The sequence below is a fragment of the Kosakonia sp. SOY2 genome (genome assembly GCF_027109175.1).
Lineage (GTDB): Bacteria > Pseudomonadota > Gammaproteobacteria > Enterobacterales > Enterobacteriaceae > Kosakonia.
The window spans coordinates 557,683-569,671 of record NZ_JAPVXH010000001.1 but is presented as its reverse complement, the minus strand read 5'-3'; the positions used below and the strand labels follow the sequence as shown (position 1 = coordinate 569,671).

General features: G+C 56.4%; 11 protein-coding genes and 1 riboswitch. Of the genes, 2 read left to right on the top strand and 9 right to left on the bottom strand.

Annotation, left to right across the window (positions count from 1 at the left end):
- Window positions 1-11 precede the first annotated feature (11 nt).
- Window positions 12-968 carry an adenosylcobinamide-phosphate synthase CbiB gene (gene cbiB, locus O3S68_RS02565; protein ID WP_269230733.1) on the bottom strand — a complete coding sequence of 319 codons (957 nt, stop codon included), beginning with the start codon at window positions 966-968 and terminating at the stop codon, window positions 12-14.
- Window positions 965-2,338, bottom strand: coding sequence for a cobyrinate a,c-diamide synthase (locus tag O3S68_RS02560; RefSeq protein WP_269230732.1), 1,374 nt, complete (start codon window positions 2,336-2,338; stop codon window positions 965-967). Before O3S68_RS02560 ends, cbiB begins: the two co-directional genes overlap by 4 nt.
- 99 nt (window positions 2,339-2,437) lie before the next feature.
- Window positions 2,438-2,619: riboswitch (cobalamin riboswitch) on the bottom strand.
- A gap of 442 nt (window positions 2,620-3,061) precedes the next feature.
- Between O3S68_RS02560 and O3S68_RS02555 the strand changes: the two genes are divergently transcribed.
- On the top strand, window positions 3,062-3,928 hold the full coding sequence (locus tag O3S68_RS02555; RefSeq protein WP_269230731.1) for an L-threonine kinase: 867 nt from the start codon (window positions 3,062-3,064) through the stop codon (window positions 3,926-3,928).
- Window positions 3,929-3,953: 25 nt separating this feature from the next.
- Here O3S68_RS02555 and O3S68_RS02550 read toward each other — a convergent pair whose 3' ends face one another.
- From O3S68_RS02550 to dacD, 4 genes are all read right to left on the bottom strand, one after another.
- Window positions 3,954-4,289, bottom strand: a complete 336-nt coding sequence (locus O3S68_RS02550) for a DUF496 family protein (RefSeq protein ID WP_020454262.1) — start codon at window positions 4,287-4,289, stop codon at window positions 3,954-3,956.
- A 166-nt stretch (window positions 4,290-4,455) separates the two neighbouring features.
- Window positions 4,456-5,514 (bottom strand): FUSC family protein, encoded by a 1,059-nt coding sequence (locus tag O3S68_RS02545; RefSeq protein ID WP_269230730.1) that lies wholly within the window; start codon window positions 5,512-5,514, stop codon window positions 4,456-4,458.
- Between the two features lie 126 nt (window positions 5,515-5,640).
- The gene (gene sbmC, locus O3S68_RS02540) at window positions 5,641-6,114 is read right to left on the bottom strand and encodes a DNA gyrase inhibitor SbmC (RefSeq protein ID WP_020454264.1); all 474 of its coding nucleotides are present in this window, start codon (window positions 6,112-6,114) and stop codon (window positions 5,641-5,643) included.
- Window positions 6,115-6,235: 121 nt separating this feature from the next.
- The gene (dacD, locus tag O3S68_RS02535) at window positions 6,236-7,396 is read right to left on the bottom strand and encodes a serine-type D-Ala-D-Ala carboxypeptidase DacD (RefSeq protein ID WP_269230729.1); all 1,161 of its coding nucleotides are present in this window, start codon (window positions 7,394-7,396) and stop codon (window positions 6,236-6,238) included.
- A gap of 210 nt (window positions 7,397-7,606) precedes the next feature.
- On the opposite strand from dacD, the gene sbcB reads away from it, so the two are divergent.
- The gene (gene sbcB, locus O3S68_RS02530) at window positions 7,607-9,031 is read left to right on the top strand and encodes an exodeoxyribonuclease I (RefSeq protein ID WP_097405691.1); all 1,425 of its coding nucleotides are present in this window, start codon (window positions 7,607-7,609) and stop codon (window positions 9,029-9,031) included.
- 32 nt (window positions 9,032-9,063) lie between these two features.
- Here sbcB and tsuB read toward each other — a convergent pair whose 3' ends face one another.
- The 3 genes from tsuB to O3S68_RS02515 all read right to left on the bottom strand — a co-directional run bounded on the left by tsuB (window position 9,064) and on the right by O3S68_RS02515 (window position 11,891).
- Entirely contained in the window at window positions 9,064-9,291 is a 228-nt protein-coding gene (tsuB, locus tag O3S68_RS02525) for a thiosulfate utilization sulfurtransferase TsuB/YeeD (protein ID WP_020454267.1), read from the bottom strand.
- 15 nt (window positions 9,292-9,306) lie between these two features.
- Window positions 9,307-10,362 carry a thiosulfate utilization transporter TsuA/YeeE gene (gene tsuA, locus O3S68_RS02520; RefSeq protein WP_045510820.1) on the bottom strand — a complete coding sequence of 352 codons (1,056 nt, stop codon included), beginning with the start codon at window positions 10,360-10,362 and terminating at the stop codon, window positions 9,307-9,309.
- 167 nt (window positions 10,363-10,529) lie between these two features.
- Window positions 10,530-11,891, bottom strand: a complete 1,362-nt coding sequence (locus tag O3S68_RS02515) for an APC family permease (RefSeq protein ID WP_269230728.1) — start codon at window positions 11,889-11,891, stop codon at window positions 10,530-10,532.
- Window positions 11,892-11,989 lie beyond the last annotated feature (98 nt).

The following is an 11,989-nucleotide window of genomic DNA, read 5'->3' as shown; positions in this document are numbered from 1 at the left end:
CTTTTCCATCCTCAGGCTCCCATCCACACAAAACGCACCAGTGCAAACAGCACCAGCGCCAGCGTCGAGGCCAGCCACATCATCCGGATGGCTCGCCCGATGTCATCCACGTCGATGGCGCGGGTGTCATCGCCAATCCAGGGTTTGTCGACACGTTGGCCGAAGTAGTCATTTGGCCCGCCAAGGCGCACGCCGAGCGCCCCCGCCACGGTGCCTTCTGGCCAGGCGCAGTTCGGGCTGCTGTGATTGTTCCGATCACGAAAACCAATACGCAACGCGGCGCGGGCATTCTGGCGGCAGCAGCAGGCGGCGACGCTCAGCAGCAGCCAGCTCAGGCGTGCCGGGATAAAATTGGCGACATCATCCAGCCGGGCGCTGACCATGCCGATGGCGCGGTACTTTTCATGTTTGTAGCCGACCATCGAATCCAGCGTGTTGACCGCTTTATAGGCCATTGCCAGCGGCGCGCCGCCGAGCAGTAAAAAGAACAGCGGGGCAATCACTCCATCGACGGTGTTCTCGGCGACCGTTTCCACCACCGCGCGGGTGATTTGCGGCGGCTGCAACTGGCGGGTATCGCGCCCGACGATCCATGAGAGTTTTTCGCGGCTTTGCGCCAGAAGCCCTTCGCGCAGCGGTTTTTCCACTTCCCGCGCCATGTCCGCCAGACAACGGGTGGCGAGCGTGGTGAAAATCATCCACACCTCAACGCACCAGCCGAGCCACGGGTGAATGGTGTTCGCCAGCGCCAGCACGCCCCAGGCCAGACTCCAGCTCACGCCGACCACCACCAGCCACATCACACCGCCGCCCACGCGCAGCGCGTTATCGCTATGGCAACAGCGCCGCACGATGCTTTGCAGCAGGTTGATCAGCGCGCCAATCCAGCGCACCGGATGCGGCCAGTGCGGCGGGTCGCCCAGCAACCGATCGAGTAAAAAGGCCACAGCCCAGGCAAGCAGCGTCATTGCGCGCTCCTTGCGGCGGCAAACCAGTGGTTGAGCATTTGCGGGCGTTGGGCGAAGTGCAGATGCAGGTAGCTGGCGAACGTGTTGCCAACCTGCCAGCCGCCCTGCCAGCGTTTGAGTACTTCGCCGTCGCGGGTTTTATGGCAGTCAAGTACCGCCGCCGTTTGCGCGGTGAAATCCGAGTAGTGAAATTCATGACCGCGCAGGGTTTCACCCGCCGCCGCCAGTAAGGTCTGTTGCGTGGCGCGGGCTTCGCAGTAGCCAAAGCGGGTCAGTTTGCTGCCCATCACGCTAAGACCGGGGATCACATTCGCCATCGGCCACTCCTCACCGTCCGCATCACGCAGCGCGGTGCCGAGATACATCAGCCCGCCGCACTCGGCGTAGATCGCCACACCGCGCTGATACGCCGCGCGGATAGCCTCCAGCATCGGGGTATTTTCTGATAACGCCCGCGCATGCAGCTCCGGGTAACCCCCGCCCAGCCACAGCATCTGGCATTCCGGCAACTGGCGATCCCGCAGCGGGCTAAAGCGCGCAATGCGCACACCTGCACGCTCCAGTAAATCGAGGTTATCGGGGTAGTAAAAATTGAAGGCTTCATCAAAGGCTAATGCCAGCGTCAGCCCTGCAACGACATCCGGCAACGGTGGCATTTGTCCTGCGGGAAGGGTCGTGACCTGGCTGAGTGTCAGCAGTTGGTCGATATCAAGGGTTTGCTCCAGACGCCCGGCAAAATCGTGCCACACCCGCGCTTCCACCACTGATTCACGGGCGGTCACCAGCCCAAGATGGCGCTCCGGCAGCGCAACGCCGGGCGTAGTCGGGACATAGCCCAGCACCGGGAGCGCGCAATAGCGTTCAATGGCGTGTTTAAGTAGCTGAAAATGGCTGTCGCTGTTGACCCGGTTCACGATAACGCCGGCAATCGGCAGTTGCGGATCAAAGTGCTGAAAACCCATCACCGTGGCGGCAATGGAGGTCGACACCGCTTTGCCATCAACGAGTAAAATCACCGCAACACCGAGCTGTTTTGCCAGCGCGGCGCTGCTGCAATAATCCGGGTCGGTGCCATAGCCGTCGTACAATCCCATCACCCCTTCAATAACTGCGACATCGCATGCGGCAGCATGATCGCTAAAGAGCGCGTTTAGCGTGGGTTCCGGCAGCATAAAGCTGTCGAGATTGCGGGAGGCAACGCCAGAAACGGCGCTGTGCCAGGCGGTATCGAGGTAATCCGGCCCAACTTTGAACGGCTGAACGCGTAAGCCACGGCGCTTAAAAACAGTGAGCAGCCCCAGCGTGACGGTGGTTTTCCCACAGCCGCTGCCGGTTCCGGCAAGGAGAAAAGCGCTGCGCCGGTTTGACATTCCTGACACCCCATTCCGGGCGGAAAGCTGAAGTCAGGCGCGCGTTTGCCCGGTCTTGCGACCGTTCGCTTCTGAGCAACCTACTTCCCACCGAAGTTGTTGATAATGGCCCATCAGGTCGGTCTTCTGGCTTAGCGTCATCCTCACCCGTCCTTCCCGATCTGGCGATCAGTGGCGTTTTCGGGGTTGTCAGCATCACAGCAGCGGGGGCTGCGGGGGATTTTCACCCCCTTCCCAGCCGCGCAAAAAGCGGCGGCAAAACCTGTTGGCTTATTGCGTCACGGCGCGAAAACAGAGTTCGCGTTCTCATGACATTTCCCCAAAGCGCACTGGATTGCCGCAGGGAAATAAAACTGAAGCAGTTTATCGTCGTGTAAACGCGAGTTTGTTGCGCTATGACAATGTATTGCGTGCCCGTTTTTATCAACACCTGATTTATTCAGCTTTCGCCAACCGATCTTTAGCGCTGGAAACTTCATGCGTAATTCAACACCGTCTCAGGCGGTAAAAAAATACCGGCGCAGTCAGGTGATAGCGCTGACGGAAAAGGCTGTGCACTATCGATCCTGCGAAAATCCTTACCTGCCGAAGGTAAAAGCCATCTGCGAGTACAATAACAGGGTATGCTTCGTGCCCTGATGGACATATACCGGCAGTGGTTAACGCTGGCATTCGCGCGGATGAAGTGACACTATCCGGTTTTTATTTTTAAGGGGAAGCACCGTGGCGCAGGCAGCATGTCCCGCATCCTGCGGCGAAATTATCCAGGGCTGGATCCTCGGCGGCGAAAAGCTGGTCTCCTGCCCGGTGGCGTGGTACAGCCACGTCGAAGTCACCACCGGTACGCCACTTGCCAATGAACGCCCGCTCACCCGCGCGATGCTCAGGCAACTGCTGGCGCACTGGCAACTCCCCGCATCCCTCTCATCGACCCTGCGTATTGACTGCCACTCGACAATTCCGGTGGCGAAAGGCATGGCCAGTAGCACCGCCGATATTGCGGCGACAGCCGTGGCGGCGGCCCGGCACCTCAATCAATCATTGGATGAAGAGACGCTGGCGCAACTTTGCGTGGCGCTGGAGCCGACCGACAGCACCCTGTTTTCAGGCCTGACGCTGTTTGACCACAACACGGCGGCAACGCGCATTCCCTGTGGCGCGCTGCCGCCCACCGAGATCCTGCTACTGGAAAGCCCGCTGACGCTGACGACCGCAGATTATCACCGGATGGCGCGCCAGCAGGCGCTGCTGGACAATGCGGAAATACTGGACAGCGCGTGGCAAATGCTACAGCGCGCGTGCGCGCAAAAAGATGCCGCACTGCTCGGCGAAGCCGCAACGCTCAGCGCGATGGCCAGCCAGGCGCTATTGCCGAAACCTGCGTTCACTACCCTGCTCAACCTGGTGGAGCAGTTCGGTTTATACGGTCTGAACGTGGCGCACAGCGGGAGCGTGGTGGGTTTGTTTCTGGATTCGGCACGTCACGATGTGGAGGCGGTTTGCCGGTTTTTAGCGAAGAGAGAACTGGCGGCGCACTGGCCGAAAAATTATTTATTGAAGATGGTGGCGGGCGGCGTGAAAGAAGGGTGAGAGGCGAACCTCTCACCGCGAGGCATTATTCGGTTTTCGTTTCAGCCGGCTTCAGTTCGCCCATGGTTTTCAGCTTTTTGGAGATGTCGCGACGCTCTTTCGACAGCTCGGCGTTTTTGATGATGTAATCATCTACGCGATCTTCGTAATCGGTTTTCATGCTGGCGATAATGCCCTGAATGGCTTCAACGCTCATGCCCGGTTTGATGTAATCGCTGAGGTTATCCAGCAGCAGTACGCGCTTCTGGTTATCACGGATCTTCTTCTCAACGTCCTGAATTTCACGCTGCAACTTGTTTTTGCGGCGGAACAGACGCACAAACTCCAGAACGTCCTGGAACGAAGGCTTGGTTGTTTCCATTTTTACACCCCTGATAATGTGAGATTCGGATTCGTTAACGCAACAAGCTTAGAGGCAAACCTACCCAAAGCGGTTGCATATGACAATAATTTTTCCTTTTCCCTATCATAACCACAAATCCAGCTGAATCGAAACAACCAGACTGTGTACAGCGGCTATCTGCCGCTTATTTGCGCAATGCCCGGCAGATCAAATGCGATAACAATTCCAGCTGGCGCGCCAGCTCCAGGCTTAACCAGACATAACCATGAATCGAGGTTTCGGCCAGTGCATCCCCCTGATGCGCGCGGCTTAACTGGCGTAACTCGGTGACAATCTCAGTGAGCTTTTCCGTGTTTGCCAGAATCGGCTGCGGGTTGCCTTCATACAACGCGTGGGCAATGGTCAGCAACGTCTGCTGCGTCATCTGCTGCGTTTCACGCAAAGTATTCGCATTGATCATGACAAAATGGCTGGCGCGCGAGCTCCAGTGGGCGTTGATCTGCAACTCCAGCATACACACCAAATTACGGCTGACGGTCTGGATAGCTTCAAAAATCGCTTTCTGGATATGGGTTTCTTTACTGGCTGGCGTGATTAAGCCGCGCATTTTTACCACGTCATTGAGAATTTTTTGCAGGTGCTTTTCCAGACGCGGCCGCTCCACCAGGTTGCGGGACAAACCCGCCTGATAGACCCGGTTAAACGCCGTGACATAATTCGCCATCTGAATGCGCCAGTGCAAAAATGCCCGCTGCGGCCAGATGCCGGTGAACAACATGGCCAGCAGCGAGCCAATGATCACATCGCCACTGCGCCACAGCGCCGTATGCATATCCCCGGTCGGCGCGCCGACTACCACTGAGAGCGTCACGCCGATAATCAGCGCCTGGTAAGGTTTTTTACCGAGTGCCAGCCAGCCGCATATAAACATCGCAACGGCACACCACACCAGCATCAGCGGCAAAGAAATCAGCTCCAGCCTTAACGCTACCAGCCCCAGTGCGGCCCCGAAGATAGTGCCGCCGATACGTTCGAAAGCGCGCGGTACCACATTCCCCCAAAAGGAAATTGGCCCCATCAGCACCACCAGCGTTATTAATGGCCAGGTGCCTTCCGGCACATCCAGCAGGCGGATCAGCAGGAAAGTCAGCACAAAGGCCAGAGCAATGCGCACGCCGTGAACGACGCGATAATGGCGGTAAAGACGAATTTCAAAAGGGCTGAGTGATTTGTCGCGGCGCACGGCCGTTCTCCGGGCTAGTAGTAAAAAGAGGCGCAATTGTAGGATTTTTCAGTCGCAGAGATCACCTTTTAAAACAAAAAAGAGACGCCAGTTTGATCCTGACGTCCCTTTGCGTGCGTTTACAGCTTACAGCGCTTTCGACTCCACCGGAATATACATCTCAATCTCCCAGTAACCGTCGCGCTGCCCGTCGTTGCGATAGATTTCGAAACAGGGTCCGGCCGAAATTTGTAATGCCTGATCGGCGAGCAACTCATCGAAAAAGAGATCCCAGCTTGCTGCAAACTCTTCGTTGTAAACCCGCGCCTGCGCCACCGCGTACTGGCCGCCCGGAACCTCAGTGGTCATCACCCCTTCGCTGTTGGCTGGCACCTGAAACGCAGCGTCAACGGTGATTGCCACATCCGCCCGCAATTTTTCTGCGGGTACTTCATCCGGGTTGTCGTAATAAACGCAAATCCACTCCAGCGGCTGGATCTGCTTGTTATCAACCCACATCGACAGCTGTGCAAATCCCTGTTTAACTTTCTCGTCCCACGGCCCGACCAGATGAAACCCGGCGATACGGCGTTTTTCACACTGCTTGACTGTGTAGCTCATACTAACTCCCTTAGCGTTACTGTTCGAACATACAGTATAACGGGCAGGCCTGCGCCTGCCATCTGCAAGCGCTCAATTATGCGAGCAACTTCGCATGCCTTCCAGCCAACGCCTGACGGTGTCAGCCTTTGTGGTGGAAGTAATCACTAAGACGCGAGAACAAGCCGCCTTTGCGGACGCTATCCAGCGTGACCAGCGGCCAGTGCGCTATCACTTTATCGCGGTCATAAAGCTGGATTTCCCCCACGCGCTGATGTGCTGCCAGCGGCGCATCCAGCTCCTTGCTGTCCAGTACATATTTGGCTTTTACGTTTTGCAGCTCCGCTTTCGGCAGCACCAGCCAGTAATCCCGATCGGTGCCGACATCAACCTGCTCTTTATCGCCGTACCACACGCGCTCACTACCGACTTTTTTACCGTTACGCAAAATTTCCACGGTATTAAAGTTCTGCTGGCCCCAGTGCAGCAGCTTACGTGCCTGCTCTTCACGCCCTTTCGGGCTGTCGGCGCCCATTACCACCGCAATCAGGCGACGTTCTCCGTCCACGCTTGAGGCAATCAGGTTAAAACCTGCGCCAGACGTATGGCCGGTTTTCAGCCCGTCAACGTTCAGCGTCTTATCCCAGAGTAAACCGTTGCGGTTTTGCTGGGTAATGCCGTTCCACGTCAGGCTTTTTTCACTGTACATATGGTAGAAATCCGGCTCGCCATGAATGATGGCGCGCGAGAGCACCGCCAGGTCATACGCCGAGCTGTGCTGACCCGGTGCATCCAGCCCGTGCACGGTTTCAAAATGGGTATCACGCAGATTCAGCTTCTGGACGTAATCATTCATCATGGCAACAAACTGCGGCTGCCCGCCCGCCACGTGATCAGCCAGCGCCACGCAGGCATCGTTACCGGAATCAACAATCAAACCGCGGCTCAAATCACGCACCGTCAGCCGATCGCCCGGTTTGAGGAACATCAGTGAAGAACCATCGAACACCGGGTTTCCTTTTGCCCAGGCGTCTTTTCCAACAGTGACGACATCATCAGCGCTGATGCGGTGGCTATCGATGGCGCGGTCAACCACGTAGCCGGTCATCAGTTTGGTCAGGCTCGCCGGGTTACGTTGCTGATGTTCATTGCCCGCTGTTAAGATTTGCCCGGTGGTGTAGTCCATCAATACCCAGGAGCCAGCCTGAATTACCGGGGGCTGAGGGGCAAAAGGTAAGTCGTCGGCGTAAGCGTGGTTAACGCAAACCGCCAGCAAAGAAGCAGCAAACAAACGGCGTTTCAATGAAATATCCTCAATGGCATCAAAAATCGTCGTTCTTTGTACGGAACTTCGTGTGTCGTTACCTGGTTAAATTGCAAAAAAGTGTGACATGGATCGATTTCAAGCGTCTGTTTTTGCGAAGGTCTGCGGAAGAATGACCGGTTTTCCTTCGGCACACGCGCCGGGATGGTTTACCATAGAGGGCATATTTACTGACAGGATGAGCATCTGGTGTCTGATTCCGCCGCAACGCCCACTTTTCTCTTTCACGATTACGAAACTTTCGGTACCAGCCCGGCGCTGGATCGCCCGGCGCAGTTCGCCGCGATTCGCACCGACGCAGATTTCAACATTATTGGCGAGCCGGAAGTCTTCTATTGCAAACCGGCGGACGACTATCTGCCGCAGCCGGAAGCGGTACTGATAACCGGTATCACCCCGCAAATTGCCCGCGCCAAAGGCGAGAACGAAGCGGCTTTCGCCAAACGTATTCACGATCTGTTCACCGTGCCGAACACTTGTGTGCTCGGTTACAACAATGTGCGTTTTGACGACGAAGTGACGCGCAATATTTTCTACCGCAACTTCTACGATCCTTACGCCTGGAGCTGGCAAAACCATAATTCACGCTGGGATTTGCTGGACGTTATGCGCGCCTGCTACGCCCTGCGCCCGGACGGGATTAACTGGCCGGAAAATGAAGACGGTCTGCCCAGTTTCCGCCTTGAGCACCTGACAAAAGCCAACGGTATTGAACATGCCAACGCCCACGATGCAATGGCGGATGTTTACGCCACTATCGCCATGGCGCAACTGGTGAAAGCGAAGCAGCCGAAGCTGTTCGACTACCTGTTCAGCCATCGTCACAAGCAGAAGCTGGCAACGCTGATCGATGTGCCGCAAATGAAACCGCTGGTGCATGTCTCCGGGATGTTTGGTGCCTGGCGCGGTAACACCAGTTGGGTGGCACCTCTGGCCTGGCACCCGGAAAACCGCAACGCGGTGATTATGGTGGATCTGGCGGGAGACATGTCGCCGCTGCTGGAACTGGATACCGATGCGCTGCGCGAAAGGCTGTATACACCGAAAGCGGAACTCGGCGATAGCGCAGCGGTGCCCGTGAAACTGGTGCATCTGAATAAGTGCCCGATCCTGGCGCAGGCCAATACGCTGCGCCCGCAGGACGCCGGGCGGCTGGGTATTAACCGCCAGCAGTGCCTGGATAATCTGCAAATCCTGCGCGATAACCCGCAGGTGCGCGAGAAAGTGCTGGCGATTTTCGCCGAGGCGGAACCGTTTGTCCCTTCTGAGAACGTGGACGCACAAATCTACAACGGCTTTTTCAGCGATGCCGACCGCGCCGCGATGAAAATTTTGCTGGAAACCGAGCCGCGCAACCTGCCCGCGCTGGACATCACCTTTGCCGATGCGCGCATAGAAAAACTGCTGTTTAACTACCGGGCGCGTAACTTCCCCGGCACGCTGGATGAGCACGAACAGCAGCGCTGGCTTACGCATCGCCGCAATGTCTTCACGCCTGAGTTTTTGCAGCAATACGCCGAAACGTTGCAGGCGTTGTTCCAGCAATATGAAGGCGATAGTGAAAAGCAGGCGCTGTTGAAAGCGCTGTGGCAGTACGCCGAAGAGATTGTCTGAGAGTGCCCTCCCGCTAACGGGAGGGCATCGGCTTACGCCTTCTGCACGGTAATACTCCAGGCGGCGTCGCCAACCTGTTGGTAATCCGTAATGGTGTGGCCCTCTTCCGCCGCCCATTGTGGGATAGCTTCCGTCGCCTGGGTGCAGTCGAACTCAATAATCAATTCATCGCCGCGGGCCATCTCCGCCAGCGCCGCTTTTGCTTCTATCAGAGGAAACGGGCAAACCTGCGTTACCACGTCCAGTTTTTTTACAGCCATAACAGCTCCTGTAAGTTAAGCCGCAGCCGCCGCCAGTTTCGCTTTGCGCTGCGGACGGACATATAAAAACCATGACGCCGTCCATACGCCAAGGATCATAAATACCAGCCCGACCCAGCCCTGCCAGGTCATCATCGCGGTCATCACCAGACCATTACCAATCGAACAACCGCCGGCCATACTGGCTCCCACACCCATCAGCAGGCCACCAAACCCGCTGCGCAGCGTGGTTTGCGCATCCGCCGCGCGTACGCGAAACTCGCGGCTGGCTTTCGCGGCAATAAACGACCCCAGGAAAATCCCCAGCACCAGGAAGACGCCCCAGTTGAGGAACTTACTCTGCCCCGCCACCAGAAACTGTAAAATGTTGGCGGTGGGTGAGGTAATGCCGAGGCCAAACATGCGACCAGTCGCTTCACTGAGCGGCCAGGCCAGCAGTGCGATTAGACCGATAAGTACCGCAGTGACAAAAGGATGCCAGCGCTTTTCAAACAGCAGGTGCGCAAGCCCGGTGCGACGCGGCGGTAATGACGCAATCTTCAGCTTCGGCTTACGCAGCTCTCTGGCGACCGCCCACAGCGTGACGGCAAGCAGCAGGGCGATAAAGGGCCAGACAGAGACACCGAAGGTTTCGGCAATCGAGTTATGTTCGGTGCTGTAGGTTTTCAGCAACCCATTGATGCCGTCAGCATGTGGGGATCGCATAACCGCGCTCATCACCATATAGGTAAACAGCGCAATCCAGCTCCCGATCAGCCCTTCCCCTGCACGGTACCAGGTGCCTGTCGCGCAACCGCCAGCATAGACAATCCCCAGTCCGAAAATGTACCCGCCAACAACAGTGCCAAGCCACGGGAACGTCCCGGCATTGTATTGCAGCACTCCGCTCTGGATTAAGGCAAAGACACCCACGCTTTGAATGGCGATGGCAATCAACAGGGCATAAAACATCCGGTTATTTTTGGCGATATACATATCGCGAAATCCACCGGTCAGGCAGAAGCGCCCGCGCTGCATCACAAACCCCAGCAGTGCGCCGCAAATCAATCCACTCAATATCATTGAAAACATAACGGTAGCTACGTCAGAAAAACCAGATCGTGAATTTTCCACGCGCTGCATGGACGGAACCAATAACGAAATTATCTAACTTAGTTCGCCGGGTTATTAATAGGGAGGTAACAGATATAAAAAAGCCGGAGACAAGGCTCCGGCTGAGTAGATATGCAGAAGAAAATTTACTGCGCGATATCTTCGTACTGCGGGACTGGATTGCGGAAGCTGCGCGTCACACACGCCAGGTAAACCAGGCCGATACCGCCCCAGATAAGCCCCAGGATCATCGAGCTTTGCTCAAGGTTGATCCACAGAGCGCCAACCGTCAGCGCACCGCACACTGGCAGCAGCAGATAGTTGAAATGGTCTTTCAGCGTCTTGTTGCGTTTTTCGCGGATCCAGAACTGGGAGATCACCGACAAGTTAACGAAGGTGAACGCCACCAGCGCACCAAAGTTAATCAACGCCGTGGCCGTGACCAGGTCAAAACGGATCGCCAGCAGCGCAATTGCGCCAACCAGCAGCACGTTCCACGCCGGAGTGCGCCATTTCGGATGGATATAACCGAAGAAACGGGTCGGGAATACGCCATCGCGTCCCATCACGTACATCAGACGGGAAACGCCCGCATGCGCGGCCATACCGGACGCCAGCACGGTCACGCTGGAGAAAATCAGCACGCCCCACTGGAATGTTTTACCCGCAACGTACAGCATGATTTCCGGCTGAGAAGCATCCGGCTCTTTAAAGCGGGAGATGTCCGGGAAGTAAAGTTGCAGGAAGTAAGAGGCACCGATAAATACCATGCCGCCGATCAGCGCAGTCAGGAAGATGGCGCGCGGGATCACACGCTCCGCATCTTTGGTCTCTTCGGAAAGAGAAGAGATACCGTCAAAGCCGAGGAACGAGAAGCACAGGATAGTCGCGCCAGTGATCATCGGCACGACATGGGCACCTTCAGACCAGAACGGGCGGGAACTTACCAGCGTGCCAGCACCTTCGCCGTGGGAAACACCGTAGATGATCAAACCAACGATGACGGCGACAATCCCCATTTGCAGGATAACGATCAGGGTGTTGAAGTTCGCCACGGTTTTGATGCTGCGCAGGTTGGAGATGGTCATAAAGGCCACCAGCGCCACCACGAAAATCCACGACGGCACCGAAGGCACCAGCGCTTCAAAGTAAATTTTCGCCAGCAGAATGTTGATCATTGGCATGAACAGATAGTCCAGCAGCGATGACCAGCCCACCATAAAGCCGACGGCCGGGGAGATGGATTTCTGAGCGTAGGTATACGCAGAGCCAGCAGACGGGAAGCGGCGTACCAGCTTACCGTAGCTCAGCGCAGTAAAGAGGATAGCGACCAACGCAAAGGCATACGCGGTTGCCACGTGGCCATTGGTCAGGCCAGAGACGATACCAAACGTATCGAACAGCGTCATTGGCTGCATATAGGCCAGGCCCATCATTACAACCGGAATCAACGTAAGCGTCTTACGTAATTCCACGCGAGAGGTTTTTGGAGTAACGTTATGCGTCATGGCGATTCTCCTGTACGGCGAGTGCCGGCGCAAAAGCAAAAAATTGCCCCATTTGTGTTATTTCCTCAGCGACAACGACTGTCGGTTTTTAAATGTGT

What these genes read in the sequence shown, in the direction of transcription:
- tsuB (WP_020454267.1), bottom strand. Translation starts at nt 9,291, where the DNA reads ATGGCTGTAAAAAAACTGGACGTGGTAACGCAGGTTTGCCCGTTTCCT.
- cbiB (WP_269230733.1), bottom strand. Translation starts at nt 968, where the DNA reads ATGACGCTGCTTGCCTGGGCTGTGGCCTTTTTACTCGATCGGTTGCTG.
- O3S68_RS02560 (WP_269230732.1), bottom strand. Translation starts at nt 2,338, where the DNA reads ATGTCAAACCGGCGCAGCGCTTTTCTCCTTGCCGGAACCGGCAGCGGC.
- O3S68_RS02550 (WP_020454262.1), bottom strand. Translation starts at nt 4,289, where the DNA reads ATGGAAACAACCAAGCCTTCGTTCCAGGACGTTCTGGAGTTTGTGCGT.
- sbmC (WP_020454264.1), bottom strand. Translation starts at nt 6,114, where the DNA reads ATGAGCTACACAGTCAAGCAGTGTGAAAAACGCCGTATCGCCGGGTTT.
- tsuA (WP_045510820.1), bottom strand. Translation starts at nt 10,362, where the DNA reads ATGTTTTCAATGATATTGAGTGGATTGATTTGCGGCGCACTGCTGGGG.
- O3S68_RS02515 (WP_269230728.1), bottom strand. Translation starts at nt 11,891, where the DNA reads ATGACGCATAACGTTACTCCAAAAACCTCTCGCGTGGAATTACGTAAG.